We start from the raw sequence: 17,884 nt of genomic DNA, 5'->3' as shown, positions 1-17,884 counted from the left end.
CCCGGGGGGTAGAGCCACCCCATGGGTGGCTGCCTTACCGTTCGGGCATCACGCGCAGCCACCCATGGGGTGGCTCTACCTGCTGGTGCAAAAAACCCGCCTTGCGGCGGGTTTTTGGTGGATCAGGCGATGGTGGCCAGGCCGCCCATGTAGGGCTTGAGCGCGTCCGGCACGGTGATGCTGCCGTCGGCGTTCTGGTAGTTCTCCATCACCGCGATCATCGCCCGGCCCACGGCCACGCCAGAGCCGTTGAGGGTGTGCAGCAGCTCGGGCTTGCCGGTTTCCGGGTTGCGCCAGCGGGCCTGCATGCGGCGGGCCTGGAAATCACCGCAGTTGGAGCACGAGGAGATCTCGCGGTAGGTGTCCTGCGAGGGCAGCCACACTTCCAGGTCAAAGGTCTTCACCGCCGAGAAGCCCATGTCGCCGGTGCACAGCAGCACCTTGCGGTACGGCAGGCCCAGCTTTTCCAGCACCACTTCGGCGCAGCGGGTCATGCGCTGGTGCTCGTCATCGCTCTGCGCCGGGGTGCAGGCGGCCACCAGCTCCACCTTCTCGAACTGGTGCTGGCGGATCATGCCGCGCACGTCGCGGCCACCACTGCCGGCTTCGGCGCGGAAGCACAGCGAATGGGCGGTCATGCGCAGCGGCAACTGGTCGGCATCGATGATGTCATCGCGCACGATGTTGGTGAGCGGCACTTCCGAGGTCGGGATCAGGTAGCGCGTGGACTCGCCCACGGCGGTCTTGAACAGGTCGTCCTCGAACTTGGGCAGCTGGCTGGTGCCGCGCAGCGAGTCCGCATTGACCAGCGCCGGCACGTTGGTTTCTTCATAGCCGTGCTCGCCGGTGTGCAGGTCGAGCATGAACTGGGCCAGGGCGCGGTGCAGGCGGGCGATCGGGCCGCGCAGCACGGTGAACCGCGAGCCGGACAGCTTGGCCGCGGTTTCGCCATCCAGCCAGCGGTTGCGCGCGCCCAGCTCGACGTGGTCCAGCACCGGGAAATCGAAGCTGCGCGGGGTGCCCCAGCGCTTCTGTTCCACGTTTTCGGTTTCATCCGCGCCGGCCGGCACGTCGTCGGCCGGCAGGTTGGGGATGCCCAGGGCGATGGCTTCGATCTTGTCGCGCAGCTCGTCCAGGGTGACCTCGGAGGCCTTGAGCTCGTCGGCGAAGGCGGCCACCTCGGCCATGATCGCCGAGACGTCTTCGCCCTTGGCCTTGGCCTGGCCGATGGCCTTGGAGCGGCTGTTGCGCAGGCTCTGCAGTTCCTGGGTGCGCACCTGGATGCGCTTGCGGTCTGCCTCCAGCGACTCCAGCCCGGAGACATCCAGCTCGAAACCGCGCGCGCTGCGCAGGCGTTCGGCAAGGTCGGCAGGGTGTTGGCGAAGCAGGGCTGGATCAAGCATGGCAGGTGGCGTGGGGTTGGGACTGGAGGGGGATTATCGCCTGTTATGCGGATTTCTGCCGCCCGGCGGTGCCCATGTACCCCTCAGTCATGGCCAGCGTGGCAGAATCGGGGGGTTCATAACGGTATGGCTCATGTCCGCTTCCCGCGCTTCGTCTCGCAAGAACATCACCTTCCAGCTGCCTCGCCGCAGCCTGCTCATCGCCGGCATCGCCTTCGGGGTGGGCGTGGCGCTGTTCCTGGTGGTGTGGTTGAACACCCGCAACGACGACTTCTACAAGGCCGGCCCGGCGCAGACGCCGCAGCAGGTGGCCGAGATCGAGCCGCTGCCCGAGCCCCTGCCCGCCGCCGCCGGCTCCAGCGACATGCCCGATGCCAGGGCCCTGCCCGCCGGGGAAGACAAGCCGCAGCTGGTGGAAACCGCGCCGCCTGCGCCGCCGGCCGCCGCCCCGGCCGCCCCGAGCGAGGCTGCACCGGTGGCCAACGCGCCCACCGATCGCCCGCAGCCGATTGCCGACCAGTCGCCGCCGCCGAGCTACCCGCGCGCGGCCCTGCGCCGTGGCGATGCCGGCAGCGTGGTGGTGCGGGTGGAGGTGGATGCCACCGGCTACCCCAACAACGTGACGGTGATCCAGCGCAGCGGTTCACGCGATCTTGATCGCGCCGCCACCGATGCGGTGCGTCGCTGGCGCTTCCAACCGGCGCAGAGCAATGGCCAGCCGGTGCCGGGCACGATTGAAGTGCCGTTCGACTTCAAGCCGCAGTAACGCGCGCTTCGCGCGGTGTTCACCGCGCGTGTTGGGCTGGATCTCATCAAGCTGAACCTCGCCGGCCATGCAATCACCGCGTTGACGTTGCGCTGACACACCGGCAACCGTGGCCGGGCAAGACTGCGGGTGTCACCTCGACACCAGGAGTCAGCCATGAGTGTTTCCCATGCCCAGGACATGCACACCTCGCCGCAGCACCAGCGCGACGTGACCGATGAACCCGCCCGCCGTGGCACCTCGCCGTGGTTGTGGATGGCGCTGATCGTGGCGATGTTCGCCGCCGCGCTGGTCTGGTTGCGTTATGCCAACCCCAACGACACCACCACCGCACCGGTCGGCGAGCGCATGCTGCCGGCGACCGAAACGCCGGTGGCCACCACCACGCCCACCCCGGCCACGCGACAGGCCGCGCCGGCGGCGACCACCCCGCGCAAGGCCGCGCCGGTGGCCCGCAACCGCGAGGCGCGCCCGCTGGCCAGCAACACCAAGCCAGCGTATCCGGCCTCGGCGCTGCGTAATGGCGTGCAGGGCAGCGTGGTGGCCAGCTTGAACGTGGACCCGCGTGGCCACGTGACCGATGCCACCATCGTGCAGCGCACCGGTTCGCGTGACCGCGACCTGGACCGCTCGGTGCTCAACACCGTGCGCGGCTGGCAGTTCGAGCCGGCCATGAACAATGGTCGTGCCGTGGCCAGCGTGGTGCGCGTGCCGGTGGATTTCCGCACCGAGCGTTGAGTCACTGGTTGATGCAATGAAAAACGGAGGCCGATGGCCTCCGTTTTTTTGGGCGATGGCAGCGCATCCGATGGCTGCCTGACGTTGGTCGGCTCCGATTGGCCGCCCGCGCGCCGATCAACCCTGGCGCAAACCAAAGCCGGCGCCGGTGGCCAGGCCGTCAAAATCGGGGAACGAGGTGGCCACGTTGGCGATGTCGTTCACCTGCACCTGGCCACTGCTGAGCTGGCCGGCAATGGCGAAGGCCATGGCGATGCGGTGGTCGCCGTGGCTTTCGATGATGCCGCTGCCAAGCACCGCGCCGCCGTGGATGGTGGCGCCATCCTCGGTTTCATCCACCTGCACGCCGAGGGTGCGCAGGCCGGTGGCCATTGCCGCGAGGCGATCGGATTCCTTGACGCGCAGTTCGGCCGCACCGGTGACGACGGTGTTGCCCTGGGCGGCCGCCGCGGCGACGAACAGCGCGGGGAACTCATCGATCATGTCCGGCACCAGCGCCTCGGGAATCGCCGCGCCGTGCAGCGGCGCGTAGCGCACCACCAGGTCGGCGACGGCTTCACCGCCCTGCTCGGCCGGGTTTTCTTCGGTGATGTCCGCGCCCATCAGCCGCAGGGCCGCCAGCAGGCCGGTACGGCGCGGGTTGAGGCCCACCGCGCGCAGGCGCAGCGCCGAGCCGGGAATGACACTGGCCGCCACCAGGAAGAACGCGGCCGAGGAGAAGTCGGCCGGCACCACGATGTCGGTGGCGCGCAGGCGCTGGCCGCCACGCAGGCGGGCATGGCCGGGCGAGAATTCGATGTCCACGCCGAAGGCGCGCAGCATGCGCTCGCTGTAGTCGCGGGTGGGGTGCGGCTCGCTGACCACGGTCTCGCCTTCGGCATACAGGCCGGCCAGCAGCACGGCGGATTTGACCTGGGCGCTGGCCACCGGCGAGGCGAAGGTGATGCCCTTGATCGACTGGCCGCCGTGCACGCGCAACGGCGGGGTGCCGTCGGCCTCGGTGTCGATGCGGGCGCCCATCTGCGCCAGCGGCCCGGTCACCCGGCGCATCGGCCGGCGCGAGAGCGATGCATCGCCCACCATCACGCTGTCGAAGGGCTGGGCGGCCAGCAGGCCGGCGAGCAGGCGCATGCCGGTGCCCGCGTTGCCGCAGTCCAGCGGGGCGGCCGGGGCCTGCAGGCCACCCACGCCCACGCCATGGACCACGCGCTGCGATGGCGAGGGGGTGTCGATGCGCACGCCGAGCTGGCTGAAGATGGCGGCGGTGGCGCGGGTGTCCTCGCCTTCCAGGAAGCCCTCGATGTGGGACACGCCATCGGCGAGCGCGGCGAACATCACCGAACGGTGCGAGACGGATTTGTCACCGGGAATGGTCAGGCTGCCCTGCAGGGGCTGGCCCTTGTGGGCGATCCAGTACGGCGTTGCGGTCATGGGAATTCCTGTGGGGCGGCCGCGCGGGCGGCGGTGCAGCGGGATGCGGGGGAGACGGCGCAGCGCCAGGCGGCAGCGGCGCCGACGGCGATCAGGGCACGGCGACCGGATAGGAGCCGAGGATCTTGATCTGCGCCGAGTGCGCCTTGAGCTCGGCCAGGGCGGCCTGCATGGCCTCGTCCTCGACATGGCCGGCCAGGTCGATGAAGAAGCCGTACTCCCACTTGGCGTTGTGCGAGGGCCGCGACTCGATGCGGTTCATGCTGATGCCGTGGCGCGCGAACGGGCTGAGCACGTCGAACAGCGCGCCGGGCTTGTCGTGGATGAACACCAGCACCGAGGTGCGATCGTGGCCGGAGGTGGGGAAGATGTTGCGGCCGATGACCAGGAAGCGGGTGGTGTTGTCGGCATCGTTCTGGATGGGCTTGGTCACCACCTTCTTCAGGCCGTACACGTGCCCTGCACTCTCCCCGCCGATGGCCGCGGCGTCGTCGGCATTGCGCGCGCGGCGGGCGCCTTCGGCATTGCTGGAGACCGGGATCTTCTCGGCCTTGGGCAGGTTGGCGCGCAGCCAGGACGAGGTCTGCATGAACGACTGCGGGTGGCCGTAGACGCGTTCGACATCCTCCAGCCGGCCACTGCGCGACATCAGGTACTGCTGCACGCGCAGTTCCACTTCGCCGCAGATCTTGAGGTTGGAGGTGAGGAACATGTCCAGGGTGATCTGGATGGTGCCCTGCCCGGAATTTTCCACCGGCACCACGCCGAAATCGGCGTTGCCCGCTTCCACTTCCTGGAACACCTCCTCGATGCTGGCCAGCGGCAGGCCCAGCGCCGAGCGACCGAAGTGCTTGAGCACGGCCTGCTGGCTGAAGGTGCCTTCCGGGCCGAGGTAGCCGATCTTGAGCGGCTCCTGCTGGGCCAGGCAGGCAGACATGATCTCGCGGTAGACATGCACCAGCACTTCGTCGCTGAGCGGACCTTCGTTGCGGTCCACCACCATGCGCAGCACCTGGGCCTCGCGCTCGGGGCGATAGTAATCCACGGCGGCGGCGAGCTTGCCCTTGGCCTTGCCGACCTGGTGGGCGAAGTTGGCGCGCTCGGCGATCAACGCCTGGATGCTGCGGTCGATGTGGTCGATCTTGGCGCGCACATCCGACAGCACCGGTGCCGGCACGGCGGGATCGGGCTTGGCGGGCCTGGCCTTGGCGGCGGCCTTGGTCTGGGTCGGCGCGGGCTTGGCGGCGCTGGCCTTGGGCTTGGGCTTGGCGGGTTGTCTGGCCATCGGGATTCCTGGTGCGGTGGGGCGGGCGACGCCCCGGTTGAAACGAATGACTCAGCCGTGGCGCTGCTGGAAGTCGGCCATGAAGGCGGCCAGCGCCTGGGCGCCCTCCACCGGCAGGGCGTTGTAGAGCGAGGCGCGGATGCCACCCACCGCCGCGTGGCCCTTCAGCGCGAGCAGGCCGGCGGCCTTGGATTCGCTGACAAACCGCGCGTTGAGGGTGTCATCGGGCAGGAAGAAGGGAATGTTCATGCGCGAGCGCGCCGCCGGCACCACCTGGTTGCGGTAGAAGCCGCCGGAGCCGTCGATGGCGCCGTACACCAGGGCCGCCTTGGCGGCGTTGCGCCGGGCGAACTCGGCCACGCCGCCCTCGGCCAGCATCCACTTGAACACCAGCCCGGCCAGGTACCAGTTCCAGGTGGGCGGGGTGTTGAGCATGGAGTCGCGGGCGACATGCGAGCGGTAATCGAAGATGTCCGCGCGCGGCTGGCCGCTGCGCTCGAGCAGCTCGCGCCGCACGATCACCACCGAGACCCCGACCGGGCCGAGGTTCTTCTGTGCGCCGGCGTAGATCAGCCCGTACTTGCCCACTTCCAGCGGTTCGCTGGCGATGGAGGAGCTGAAATCGGCGAACAGCGGCGTATTGCCCACATGCGGGGTGTCACGGAACTCGACGCCGTGGATGGTCTCGTTGGCGGTGATGTGGACGTAGGCGGCGTCATCGGACAGCTGCCAGGTATCGCGCGCGGGGATGTCGTGGAAGCCGTTCGCTTCGCTGGTGGCGGCGATGTTGACGTTGACGTAGGGCTTGACCTGCTTGATGGCGGTCTTGCCCCAGTGACCGGTGAGCACGTAGTCCACGGTCTGCCCGGGCTGGGCGAAATTGAGCGCGAGCAGCGCCTGCTGGGTGGTGGCGCCGCCGGCCAGGAACAGCACGGCGTAGTCGTCGGGAATCCCGATCAGGCGGCGCAGGTCGGCATCGGCCTGGGCGGCGACGGCCATGAACTCCGGGCCGCGGTGGCTCATCTCGACAATGGAGGCACCGGCGCCGTTCCATTCCAACATCTCTTCCTGCGCCTGGCGCAGGACCGATTCCGGCAGGGTTGCAGGGCCGGCACTGAAATTGAACGCGCGCGTCATGTCACACCTATGGGGCAAGACCCCTAGTATGCCGCAGCGCACCAGGCTTTAGGCCTTGCGGGCGCTGGCGAATTTGGTTGCAAACGAATCTATCGGGGTGGGCGTCGAAGGCGTCAAGACCTGCGGTGGTAACCCTCCGTGTCACCACGTGCCGGTAGTGCGGCAGGGCGATGCGCGTACTGCCGGCCGCTGGCCGGCAACCTCATGAACCCATCCGGATGTGCGTGGAGCCGGCCAGCGGCCGGCACCCTCATGAACCCATCCGGATGTGCGTGGAGCCGGCCAGCGGCCGGCAACCTCATGAACCCATCCGGGTGTGCGTGGAGCCGGCCAGCGGCCGGCACTACCGGGGCGTTTACCGTGCCCCGAACCACAGCAGGCCGCTGATGATCGCCGCCAGCAGCAGCGCGCTGGCCAGCAGCCACGGCCAGCGGCTCACGCGGCGGGGCTTGGTGGGGGCGGTGGCCTGCGTGGGCAGGTCCAGCAGGTCGTCTTCGTCTTCGCTGAAAATGCGCTTGCGGCCATCGTGCGGGACTTCCAGCACGAAGCGGTGCTGGGTGTCGAACACCAGCTGGTCGCCCGGCTGCAGCCAGCAGTGGCGCACGGCCACGCCGTTGACGCGGGTGGATTCGCCGGCGCCGAGGTCACGCAGCAGCACGCGCTCGCCGTGCAGCTCCAGCCGCGCGTGCTGCTCGGCGAAGGCCGGGTCGTCGATGACGATGTCGGCCTCGGCACTGCTGCCGATCAGGCGCGGCCGGTCCAGGGTGAAGCTGCGGCCGTGGTGCTGGCCACCCAGGCCGCGCAACAGGCGCTGTTCCTCGCTGCCGGCATCGCTGCGCACGGGGGCGTGGCTGAGGACTTCGCACTCGCCCTGGATGACCATTTCCACGCCGTCGGCGTAGACGGCATCGCCGGCGCGCAGCATCGCCATGCGCCGCACCGGGCGCCCGTTGACGTGGATGCCGCGGATGCCGTTGGCCACCTGCAGCCACAGGCCGCGGTCGTCCAGGCAGAACTGGGCCAGCAGCAGGTTGCCGACCGCATCGCTGCTGAGCCGGACGCTGCCTGAAGCGTGCCGCACGACCCGTTGCACCCCGGGCCGCAGGGGCTGGTCGGGGTGTTGGCGATGGGTGAAGTGAACTAGCAGGTTCTGCACGCGGGCAAAGCCTAGCAGGTTGGATGTCATCGAAGAAGAAGTGTGACGCAGACCTTGGAGTTGGCCGCCAGCATGCGCACAATGCACGCCCTTTCCACGCTGCGGCCCGCCAGGAGCCTTCCATGTCCAATATCGATATCCGCCACGCCCATGCCCTGCCCGCCGACCGCGCGCGCCAGGCGATCGAAGAAGTGGCGGCCAAGCTGTCCGAGCGCTTCGGGCTGCAGAGCAACTGGGTGGGCGAGGTGCTGAACTTCAGCGGCTCCGGCGTGGACGGTGCGATCGAACTGCAGCCGGGCGCGGTGCGGGTCACTGCCAAGCTGGGCTTCCTGCTCTCGGCGATGAAGGGCATGGTGGAAAGCGAGATCCAGCGCGTGCTGCAGGAAAAGCTGGTCTGACACCCGCCACGACGGCCGCCGGCGCGCGCCATCACATCGCCCAACGCCGGCGCTGATTAGCATCGGGGGTGCGTCCACACACAGGATCCCCCCGATGACCGCACACGACGACTTCGACGACCGCGACACGTACCGCCCGGGCGACAAGCCCTCGCTGCAGGAACAGGCCGAACGCTTCTCGCGCCGGCTGAGCGGGTCGGCCCAGCAGGTGTGGCTGGCCGGGCTGGGGGCCTTCGGGCGCGCCCAGGCCGAGGGCAGCCGCATGTTCGACACGCTGGTACGCGAGGGCGAGACCATCGAGGCCCGCAATCGCGAGCAGGCCGGCGACACCCCGCGCTGGCGCGACAACGTGGAAGACCACCTGGGCGAGGCCCGCGAGAAGGCCGCCGGCACCTGGGACAAGGTGGAGAAGGCCTTCGACGACCGCGTCCAGGGCGTGCTCAAGCGCCTGCACATCCCCACGGCCGAAGACGTGGCCGCGCTCAACGCCCGGATCGACGCCCTCAACGCCCGGGTCAACCGCGCCGAGGCCCGTAATGCCTCGCCCAATGCGGACCCGGCACCGGGCAGCCACCAGGGGCCGGGCGGCGCCTGAGCCCCGCCAGTCCCGGATTGTTGCAAAGCAGCACACATTTGTTGACAATCGAACGCGACCCGCCAATCGCTTCTGCGCCGTTTGTTCCCTCCCCTCACGGCTACGGATTGGCGGGTTTTTTGTGCCCGGCTGCCAGCAAAGTGAGACATCGGTCACCGGCTGCTCTCGCGGTGCCTGTCAAGCGCCTGCAATGAAGCACCGCAGAGCCCGGCGAGCGCATATAAACTGTCAATCGCATCCCCGCGTTCAACCCTAGCGCCTCATGTTCTCCTGGATTCTTGCTCTACTGCTGGCCCTCATCGTCTGGACGCTCTGCGCTGCCTGGTTCTGGCTGGTGAAGCGGCGCCGCAAGGAGACCCGGCTGGGTCTGAATGCCCTGGCGGGCATGCACTGGCGCGATTTCTCCGAGATCGTGCGGCGGGCCATGCGCGAGCAGCGCGGCCTGCAGGATGTGCCCGGCGAGACCGACGACAGCCGTGAGCCGCGCAGCGATTTCCTGATGCACGATGACCAGCACCGCTGGTTGCTGTCGTGCAAGCATGGCCGTGCCTACCGCATTGGCACCGCGGCGGTGAACGAACTGGGCGCGGCCGCGCGCCTGGCCGGTGCCCGCGGCGGCATCCTGATCACCGAAGGCCGGGTGGAGCGCGATGGCCGCGCGGCCGCCGAGAAGCAAGGCGTGGAAGTCCTCGATGGCCACCTGCTGTGGCCGCTGCTGCAGCCCTACCTGCCCGGGGACATGGAAGCGCAGGTCAAGACGGCGGCGCGGCGCGAGGCGATCCGGCGCATTTCCATCGCCGCGCTGGGTTCGCTGACGTTGGGCCTGCTGGTGGGCATGGGCTATCTGACCTCGCGGTTGGAGCAGTCACTGGTCGCGGCACCGCCGGCCAGCGCGCCGGCACAACCGGCCGCCGTAGCCCCGGCCACGCCTGCTGCGGACGCGCCGACTGTATCGCCCTCGCCGGCTGCCGCAGCAGACCCGGCCCCGGCCAGGCCCGCGCCCGCCGCTGCCACCCCGAGCATTCTGGGCGACGAGCCCGACCCGGACCCGGCCACCCTGGCGCGTTACCAGAAGGAACTCACCCGCACCCTGGCCACCCAGCCCGGCGTGGTGAGCGCGTTCTGGCTGACCCGGCAGACGTTGGCGGTGAACCGCACCGAGGAGATCGACGTGATCTGGCCGCGGCTCTGTACCGAAGTGAAGCGCTACCCGTCGCTGCGCACGGTGCGCATCCAGCTCAACCCGCGCCCGGGCGTGGACGAGGCGGTGCGTTGGCGCCAGTGCGCCACGTTGTGATGCTGGGGGTTTCAGGGTTGCCGGCCAGCGGCCGGCACTACCGGGGCGGCGCGTAGGGCCGGGGTTTACTGGTTGCCGGCCAGCGGCCGGCACTACCGGGGCGGCGCGTAGGGCCAGGGTTTCAGGGTTGCCGGCCAGCGGCCGGCACTACCGGGCGCCGGGGGCGAAGCGGGCTACCAGGTCCCAGGCGTCGCCGAGGAACATCTGGCGCACGCAGGTGATGGGCTGTTCGCCGCGCCAGGTGAGGCGGTCGATGACCAGGCAGGCGGTGCCCGGCTTGACCTCCAGCAGGGCGGCGGCGGCGTCATCGGCTCCCCACGCACTGATGCGATGCTGGGCACGCGTCCAGGACACGTTCTGCAGCAGCCAGCTGCCCGGCGCGGTGGTCTCGAAATCCACCGCCAGCACTTCCGGCACGCCGACCGGGCTGATCAGGCGATGCTCCAGCGCAAACGGGCGGCCGTCGGCACGATGCAGGCAGCGGATCGCCAGCAGCTTCTCGCCGCCGGACAAGGCCATTTCTTCATCGGCCTGCGCCCGCGGTGCGCGGTAGGCGCGCTCCAGCAGCTGGTAGCCATAGGTGTGCCCGCGGGCGCCCACGGCCATGGCGATATCGGGGATTTCCAGCGCCACCTGTTCCAGGTGCGGCGGTTGCCGCGCCACGAAGGAGCCGGCGCGACGGCGGCGCTCGATCATGCCGCTCTCGGCCAGGGCGGTCAGCACCTTGTTCACGGTCATGCGCGAGCAGCCGTACTGCTCCATCAACTCGTGCTCGTAGGGAATCCGGAAACCCGGCTCCCACGCCCCACTGAGGATGCGGCTTTCCAGGTCGGCGCGGATGCGCTGGTTGAGGGTTTCTGCTTTCTTGCCCGTCACTCGGGAGTCCTGATGGGTGCGACCGGCACTCAGCCGGCCGACAACAACGTGCGCAACGCGCGGGCAAATCGGGCGGCCACGGCCTCACGCTGCACGTGGCGGCCTTGCTGGACAAGCTGGCGACCCTGGCGCCACACCGAACGCACCGCGCCATTACGTGCGGCGAACACCCAACTGTCAAGCAAGGCGTCGCCGTCGCGGGCGATCAGCGCCGGATGGGCCGGGTCCAGCTCGACCACGTCGGCCGGCGCGCCGACCTGCAGCCCGCTGGCTACCCCGAGCGCCTGGCCTGCGCCCTGCAGCGCCTGCTCGAACAGCCAGCGGCCGCTGGACCGGCCCGTGCCCGGCGCCAGGACGTTGCGCCCGCGCACATGCAGGCGCTGGCCATACTCGAGCAGCCGCAGCTCTTCGGCCGCATCGATCAGCACGTTGGAATCCGAGCCCACCCCGAACCGGCCGCCGCCCCGCGCGAACGCCTGCATCGGGAACAGCCCGTCGCCCAGGTTGGCCTCGGTGATCGGGCACAAGCCCACCACCGCGCGGCTGGCGATCATGCGCTGCACTTCATCGGCGTTGACGTGGGTGGCATGCACCAGGCACCAGCGCGCGTCCACGGCGGCGTGCTCGTACAGCCACTGCACCGGGCGCAGCCCGCTCCAGGCCACGCAGGCGTCCACTTCGCGGGTCTGCTCGGCAATGTGGATGTGCACCGGGCCGGTGGTGAGTGGCAGCAGCGCGGCCAACTCCTGGCCGGTGACCGCGCGCAGGCTGTGCGGGGCGATGCCCAGCACCGCATCGTCCAGCCCCTGCAGCGCGCGGGTGCAGCCTTCGAGCAAGGCGGCAAAGCCGTCCACGTCGTGGATCAACCGGCGCTGCGCGGGGTTGGGGGCGGCCCCGCCGAAATCGGCATGGGCATAGAACACCGGCAGCAAGGTGAGGCCGATGCCGCTGCCCTGCGCGGCGGCGGCCAGGCGCGCGGCCATCTCGGCGCGGTCGGCATACGGGCTGCCATCGGCGGCATGGTGCAGGTAATGGAACTCGCCCACGCGCGTGAACCCGGATTCGAGCATTTCCACGTAAGCCTGCTCGGCGATGGCCTGCACCGCCTCCGGCTGCAGGTGGGCCAGGAAGCGGTACATCAGCTCGCGCCAGCTCCAGAAGCTGTCCCCGCTGCTGCCACCGATCTCGGTGAGGCCGGCCATGCCGCGCTGGAAGGCGTGGCTGTGCAGGTTGCCCAGGCCCGGCAACGCGATGGCCAGGGCGGTATCACCGGGCTGGGCGGCTGCGCCGGCGGTCACCGCCGTGAGGGTGCCGCCCTCGCAGACCAGGCGCACATCGGTCGCCCAGCCCTGCGGCAACAGCGCATGGGCGGCGTGGAAAACAAGCGGGGCGGCGGGGTTGGCTGGCATCACTGGACATCCCGGAAGTGGCGCCTATATTGTATAGACATATAGACCGCCGTGGTGGCTGCCATGCACTGTGACACCCTCTGGACCCACGCCCACCTGATCACCGTCGACGGCCCCGGCCTGGGCCTGATCGAAAACGGGGTGATCGCCGCGCGCGATGGCCGCATCGTGCACGTGGGCGCGGCCGGTTCGGCGGCGCACCTGCAGCCGGCCGAGCGCATCGACTGCGCGGGCCGCTGGATCAGCCCCGGGCTGGTCGATTGCCATACCCACCTGGTCTACGCGGGCAACCGCGCCGGCGAATTCGAGCAGCGCCTGCAGGGCGTGAGCTATGCCGACATCGCCCGTGCCGGCGGCGGCATCGTGTCCACGGTGCGTGCCACGCGCGCAGCCAGCGAGGCCGAACTGATCGCCGCCAGCCTGCCGCGGCTGGAGGCGATGCTCGCCGAAGGTGTCACCACGCTGGAGATCAAATCCGGCTACGGCCTGAGCCTGGAAGATGAAACCAAGCAGCTGCGCGTGGCCCGCGAGCTGGGCCGCCTGCGCGCGGTGGAGATCGTGCCCACCTTCCTCGGCGCGCACGCCGTTCCGCCCGGTCGCCAGGCCCAGGACTACATCGACGAGGTGTGCGAGGTGATGATCCCGGCGGTGGCCGCGCAGGGCCTGGCCGAGGCGGTGGATGTGTTCTGCGAGACCATCGGCTTCAGCGCCGCGCAGGCCGGCCAGGTGTTCGAGGCGGCGCGCCGGCACGGGCTGGGCATCAAGATCCACGCCGAACAGCTCAGCAACCAGCACGGCGCGGCGCTGGCGGCACGCCATGGGGCGCTGTCGGCCGACCATATCGAGCACCTCGACGACGCCGGCATCGCCGCGATGGCCGCGGCCGGCACCGTGGCGGTGCTGCTGCCGGGCGCGTTCTATTTCACCCGTGATACCACCCTGCCCCCGATCGCTGCCCTGCGCGCGGCCGGCGTGCCGCTGGCCCTGGCCACCGACTGCAACCCCGGCACCTCACCGCTGACCAGTCCGCTGCTGGCGATGAACATGGCCGCCACGCTGTTCCGCATGACCGTGGACGAGTGCATCGCCGGCTTCACCCGCGAAGCCGCGCGCGCCCTGGGCCGCGCCGACCGCGTGGGCCGGCTGGCGGTGGGCCTGGACTGCAACCTGGCCGTGTGGGACATCCAGGCGCCTGCCGACCTGGTGTACCGCATGGGCTTCAACCCCCTGCACGCGCGCGTGATGCGCGGCGCATCCGTCTGACCTTTGTGATGTCTGGAGATTCCATGAGCACTACCCTGACCCTGCAGCCCGGCGCGGTGACGCTGGCGCAATGGCGCGCGATTTTCGACGGCGCGCGCGTGCGCCTGGACCCGGCCTCGGCCGATGCGGTCCTGCGCAGCGCGCAGACCGTGGCCGACATCGTGGCCAAGGGCGCGCCGGTCTACGGCATCAACACCGGCTTCGGCAAGCTGGCCAGCGTGCGCATCGAGCGTGACGACCTGGAAACCCTGCAGCGCAATATCGTGCTGTCCCATGCCGCCGGCGTGGGCGAGCCGATGCCGGCGCCGGTGGTGCGGCTGATGATGGCCTTGAAGCTGACCAGCCTGGCCCAGGGCGCATCGGGCATCCGCCCGCAGACGCTGGCGCTGCTGGAAGCCTTCCTGCAGCACGACATCGTGCCGGTGATCCCGTGCCAGGGCTCGGTGGGCGCCTCCGGCGACCTGGCCCCGCTCTCGCACCTGGCCAGCGTGATGATCGGCGTGGGCGAGGCCTTCGTCGGCGGTCGCCGCCAGCCGGCCACCGACGCGCTGGCCGCCGCCGGGCTGGCGCCGCTGGTGCTGGGCGCCAAGGAAGGGCTGGCGCTGCTCAACGGCACCCAGTACTCCACCGCCTACGCCCTGGCCGGCCTGTTCGAGATCACCACGGTGTTCCAGGCCGCGCTGGTGACCGGCGCGCTGTCGGTCGAGGCGGCCAAGGGCTCGGATACCCCGTTCGACCCGCGCATCCACCAGATCCGCGGCCAGCGGGGCCAGATCGCCACCGCCGCCACCCTGCGCCAGCTCATGCAGGGCTCGGCCATCCGCGAATCGCACCGCGACAACGACGTGCGCGTGCAGGACCCCTACTGCCTGCGCTGCCAGCCGCAGGTGATGGGCGCGGCATTCGACGTGATGCGCCAGGCCGCCACCACGCTGGCGATCGAAGCCAACGGCGTGTCCGACAACCCGCTGGTGTTCACCGATACCAACGAGGCGCTGAGCGGCGGCAACTTCCACGCCGAGCCGGTGGCGTTCGCCGCGGACATGCTGGCCATGGCCATCTGCGAGATCGGCTCGATCAGCGAGCGCCGCACCGCGATGCTGGTGGACCCGGCGCTGTCGGGCCTGCCCGCCTTCCTCACGCCCAAGCCCGGCTTGAACTCGGGCTTCATGATTCCGCAGGTGACCGCCGCCGCGCTGGTCTCGGAGAACAAGCAGCGCGCCTACCCGGCCAGCGTGGATTCGATCCCCACCTCGGCCAACCAGGAGGACCATGTGTCGATGGCCGCGCACGGCGCGCGCCGGCTGCTGGCGATGGCCGAGAACGCGGCCAACGTGGTGGGCATCGAACTGCTGGCCGCCGCGCAGGGCTGCGATTTCCATGCGCCGCTGCGTTCCAGCGCGGCGCTGGAAGGCGTGCGGGCCCGCCTGCGCGCGCAGGTGCCCACGCTGCAGGACGACCGCTACTTCCACCCGGACATGCTGGCGGCCACCGCCCTGGTGCGCAGCGGCGCACTGGCCGAGGGCCTGGCCGACGTGCTGCCGCAGGTGGAGCCGCTGGCATGAGCGGCCACCCGGACTGGCTGCAGGTGCATGAGGGCGACGCACCGCTGATCGTCAGCTTTCCGCATACCGGCAGCGAGCTGCCGCCGGACCTGATCGCGCGCTACCAGTCGCCCTGGCTGGCCCGCCGCGACGCCGACTGGTGGGTGCACGACCTGTACGATTTCGCGCGTGGCATGGGCGCGACCACGGTGCGCTCGGCGATCTCGCGCTCGGTGATCGACCTCAACCGCGACCCCAGCGGCGTGTCGCTGTACCCGGGCCAGAACACCACCGGCCTGTGCCCGCTGACCACCTTCGACAACCAGCCGCTGTACCACGCGGGCATGGAACCGGACGAGGCCGAGATCGCGCGCCGCCGCGACACCTGGTTCGCGCCGTACCACGATGCACTGGCCGCGCAGATCACGCGGCTGCGCCAGCGCCACGCCACGGTGGTGGTGTATGACGCGCATTCGATCCGCTCGCATATTCCGCACCTGTTCGAGGGCGAGCTGCCGCAGTTCAACCTGGGCACCGCCGGCCCGTCGGGGGCGGTCGATACCTCGTGCGACAACACGCTCAGCGACGTGGTGGAGAACCTGCTGAAGATCAGCGGCCTGTCGCACGTGCGCAACGGGCGCTTCAAGGGCGGCTGGATCACCCGCCATTACAGCGACATCCCCGGCGGCGTGCACAGCCTGCAGATGGAGCTGGCCTGCCGCGGCTACATGCACGAGCCGCTGCCCGACCAGGTGGACGAGCACAGCTGGCCCACCCCGCTGGACCCCGATCACGCCGCACCGCTGCGCCACACCCTGGCGCAGGTGCTCAACGCCTGCCTGGCATTTGCTACGAACCGGAGCGCCGCATGACCCGCAACGACCCGTCCCGCACCCTCATCGCGCCCACCGGCAGCACGCTTACCTGCAAGAGCTGGCTGACCGAGGCGCCTCTGCGCATGCTGATGAACAACCTGCACCCGGACGTGGCCGAGCGCCCGCAGGAACTGGTGGTGTACGGCGGCATCGGCCGCGCCGCGCGCGACTGGGAAAGCTTCGATGCCATCGTGGACACGCTCAAGCGGCTGGAGGATGACCAGACCCTGCTGGTGCAGTCCGGCAAGCCGGTGGGGGTGTTCCGCACCCATGCCGATGCGCCGCGCGTGCTGATCGCCAACTCCAACCTGGTGCCGCGCTGGGCCACCTGGGACCACTTCAACGAGCTGGATAAGAAGGGCCTGGCCATGTACGGCCAGATGACCGCCGGCAGCTGGATCTACATCGGCGCGCAGGGCATCGTGCAGGGCACGTATGAAACCTTCGTGGAGATGGGCCGCCAGCACTACAACGGCAGCCTGGCCGGCAAGTGGCTGTTCACCGGTGGGCTGGGCGGCATGGGCGGCGCGCAGCCGCTGGCCGCGGTGATGGCCGGTGCCTCGTGCCTGGCCGTGGAATGCCGCAAGAGCAGCATCGACATGCGCCTGCGCACCGGCTACCTGGACACCTGGACCGACAACCTGGACGAGGCGCTGCGCCTGATCGAGGAATCGTGCACGGCCAAGAAGCCGCTGTCCGTCGGCCTGCTTGGCAACGTGGCCGACGTGCTGGATGAACTGCTGGTGCGCGGGGTCAAGCCGGACCTGCTGACCGACCAGACCTCCGCGCACGACCCGGTCAACGGTTACCTGCCGCAGGGCTGGACCGTGGAGGAATGGGACGCCAGGCGCGTATCCGCGCCGAAGGAGGTTGAAGCCGCCGCGCGCGCGTCGATGGCCAACCACATCCGCGCCATGCTGGCCTTCCACGCACTGGGCGTGCCGACCGTGGACTACGGCAACAACCTGCGCCAGATGGCGCTGGAAGAAGGCGTTGAAGATGCGTTCGACTTCCCCGGTTTCGTGCCGGCCTACATCCGCCCGCTGTTCTGCCGGGGCATCGGCCCGTTCCGCTGGGCCGCCCTCAGTGGCGACCCGGAAGACATCGCCAAGACCGACGCCAAGGTCAAGGAACTGATCCCGGACAACCCGCACCTGCACCGCTGGCTGGACATGGCTGCGGAGAAGATCAAGTTCCAGGGCCTGCCGGCGCGCATCTGCTGGGTGGGCCTGGGCGACCGTGATCGTCTGGGCCTGGCCTTCAATGAGATGGTGGCCAACGGCGAGCTGAAGGCACCGGTGGTGATCGGCCGCGATCATCTGGACAGCGGCAGCGTGGCCTCGCCCAACCGCGAGACCGAAGCGATGGCCGATGGCTCGGACGCGGTGTCGGACTGGCCGCTGCTGAACGCCCTGCTCAACACCGCCAGCGGCGCGACCTGGGTGTCACTGCACCACGGTGGCGGCGTGGGCATGGGCTTCTCGCAGCACGCCGGCATGGTGATCGTGTGCGATGGCACCGAGGCGGCGGCGAAGCGCATCGCGCGCGTGTTGTGGAACGACCCGGCCACGGGCGTGATGCGGCATGCCGATGCCGGGTATGAGATCGCGGTGGAATGTGCAAAGGAGAAGCGGCTGGATCTGCCGGGGATTTTGGGCTGATCGACACCTGCCCGTCCTGTGGGTAGAGCCACCCCATGGGTGGCTGGCTC

At 69.8% G+C, this 17,884-nt stretch carries 16 protein-coding genes; 9 read left to right on the top strand and 7 right to left on the bottom strand.

Annotated features, from left to right (window positions below):
- Positions 1 to 122 precede the first annotated feature (122 nt).
- Positions 123 to 1,403 carry a serine--tRNA ligase gene (gene serS / locus RSA25_RS14480; protein ID WP_332809556.1) on the bottom strand — a complete coding sequence of 427 codons (1,281 nt, stop codon included), beginning with the start codon at positions 1,401 to 1,403 and terminating at the stop codon, positions 123 to 125.
- Positions 1,404 to 1,536: 133 nt separating this feature from the next.
- On the opposite strand from serS, the gene RSA25_RS14475 reads away from it, so the two are divergent.
- Positions 1,537 to 2,169 (top strand): energy transducer TonB, encoded by a 633-nt coding sequence (locus RSA25_RS14475; RefSeq protein ID WP_332809555.1) that lies wholly within the window; start codon positions 1,537 to 1,539, stop codon positions 2,167 to 2,169.
- Positions 2,170 to 2,325: 156 nt separating this feature from the next.
- Positions 2,326 to 2,907, top strand: coding sequence for an energy transducer TonB (locus RSA25_RS14470; RefSeq protein WP_332809554.1), 582 nt, complete (start codon positions 2,326 to 2,328; stop codon positions 2,905 to 2,907).
- 117 nt (positions 2,908 to 3,024) lie between these two features.
- Here RSA25_RS14470 and aroA read toward each other — a convergent pair whose 3' ends face one another.
- The 4 genes from aroA to RSA25_RS14450 form a co-directional block, all read right to left on the bottom strand.
- Complete coding sequence (gene aroA, locus RSA25_RS14465) at positions 3,025 to 4,338, bottom strand: 3-phosphoshikimate 1-carboxyvinyltransferase (RefSeq protein WP_332809553.1); 1,314 nt, start codon at positions 4,336 to 4,338, stop codon at positions 3,025 to 3,027.
- Positions 4,339 to 4,429: 91 nt separating this feature from the next.
- Entirely contained in the window at positions 4,430 to 5,623 is a 1,194-nt protein-coding gene (gene pheA, locus RSA25_RS14460; protein ID WP_332809552.1) for a prephenate dehydratase, read from the bottom strand.
- A 51-nt stretch (positions 5,624 to 5,674) separates the two neighbouring features.
- Positions 5,675 to 6,760 carry a 3-phosphoserine/phosphohydroxythreonine transaminase gene (serC, locus tag RSA25_RS14455; RefSeq protein WP_332809551.1) on the bottom strand — a complete coding sequence of 362 codons (1,086 nt, stop codon included), beginning with the start codon at positions 6,758 to 6,760 and terminating at the stop codon, positions 5,675 to 5,677.
- Positions 6,761 to 7,115: 355 nt separating this feature from the next.
- Positions 7,116 to 7,916, bottom strand: coding sequence for an FHA domain-containing protein (locus tag RSA25_RS14450; RefSeq protein ID WP_332809557.1), 801 nt, complete (start codon positions 7,914 to 7,916; stop codon positions 7,116 to 7,118).
- Between the two features lie 122 nt (positions 7,917 to 8,038).
- On the opposite strand from RSA25_RS14450, the gene RSA25_RS14445 reads away from it, so the two are divergent.
- From RSA25_RS14445 to RSA25_RS14435, 3 genes are all read left to right on the top strand, one after another.
- Positions 8,039 to 8,314, top strand: a complete 276-nt coding sequence (locus RSA25_RS14445) for a polyhydroxyalkanoic acid system family protein (RefSeq protein WP_332809550.1) — start codon at positions 8,039 to 8,041, stop codon at positions 8,312 to 8,314.
- Between the two features lie 94 nt (positions 8,315 to 8,408).
- The gene (locus RSA25_RS14440; RefSeq protein ID WP_332809549.1) at positions 8,409 to 8,909 is read left to right on the top strand and encodes a phasin family protein; all 501 of its coding nucleotides are present in this window, start codon (positions 8,409 to 8,411) and stop codon (positions 8,907 to 8,909) included.
- Between the two features lie 262 nt (positions 8,910 to 9,171).
- On the top strand, positions 9,172 to 10,206 hold the full coding sequence (locus RSA25_RS14435) for a restriction endonuclease (RefSeq protein WP_332809548.1): 1,035 nt from the start codon (positions 9,172 to 9,174) through the stop codon (positions 10,204 to 10,206).
- A gap of 147 nt (positions 10,207 to 10,353) precedes the next feature.
- Here RSA25_RS14435 and hutC read toward each other — a convergent pair whose 3' ends face one another.
- Positions 10,354 to 11,082, bottom strand: a complete 729-nt coding sequence (hutC, locus tag RSA25_RS14430) for a histidine utilization repressor (RefSeq protein ID WP_332809547.1) — start codon at positions 11,080 to 11,082, stop codon at positions 10,354 to 10,356.
- A 29-nt stretch (positions 11,083 to 11,111) separates the two neighbouring features.
- On the bottom strand, positions 11,112 to 12,491 hold the full coding sequence (locus RSA25_RS14425; RefSeq protein WP_332809546.1) for a formimidoylglutamate deiminase: 1,380 nt from the start codon (positions 12,489 to 12,491) through the stop codon (positions 11,112 to 11,114).
- Positions 12,492 to 12,554: 63 nt separating this feature from the next.
- On the opposite strand from RSA25_RS14425, the gene hutI reads away from it, so the two are divergent.
- The 4 genes from hutI to hutU are packed head-to-tail and all read left to right on the top strand — an operon-like array spanning position 12,555 to position 17,834.
- Complete coding sequence (gene hutI, locus RSA25_RS14420) at positions 12,555 to 13,754, top strand: imidazolonepropionase (protein ID WP_332809545.1); 1,200 nt, start codon at positions 12,555 to 12,557, stop codon at positions 13,752 to 13,754.
- A 23-nt stretch (positions 13,755 to 13,777) separates the two neighbouring features.
- Positions 13,778 to 15,319 carry a histidine ammonia-lyase gene (gene hutH, locus RSA25_RS14415; RefSeq protein WP_332809544.1) on the top strand — a complete coding sequence of 514 codons (1,542 nt, stop codon included), beginning with the start codon at positions 13,778 to 13,780 and terminating at the stop codon, positions 15,317 to 15,319.
- On the top strand, positions 15,316 to 16,170 hold the full coding sequence (gene hutG / locus RSA25_RS14410) for an N-formylglutamate deformylase (protein ID WP_332809543.1): 855 nt from the start codon (positions 15,316 to 15,318) through the stop codon (positions 16,168 to 16,170). Before hutH ends, hutG begins: the two co-directional genes overlap by 4 nt.
- Positions 16,167 to 17,834: a urocanate hydratase gene (hutU, locus tag RSA25_RS14405; RefSeq protein WP_332809542.1), complete on the top strand. Its 1,668-nt coding sequence runs from the start codon at positions 16,167 to 16,169 to the stop codon at positions 17,832 to 17,834. The genes hutG and hutU overlap by 4 nt, the downstream gene beginning before the upstream one ends.
- The last annotated feature ends 50 nt before the right edge of the window (positions 17,835 to 17,884 follow it).

The organism is Stenotrophomonas sp. (genome assembly GCF_036662295.1).
Classification (GTDB): Bacteria; Pseudomonadota; Gammaproteobacteria; order Xanthomonadales; family Xanthomonadaceae; genus Stenotrophomonas.
Note: the sequence above shows the minus strand (reverse complement) of the source record. Positions and strands in the feature narration are given on the sequence as shown.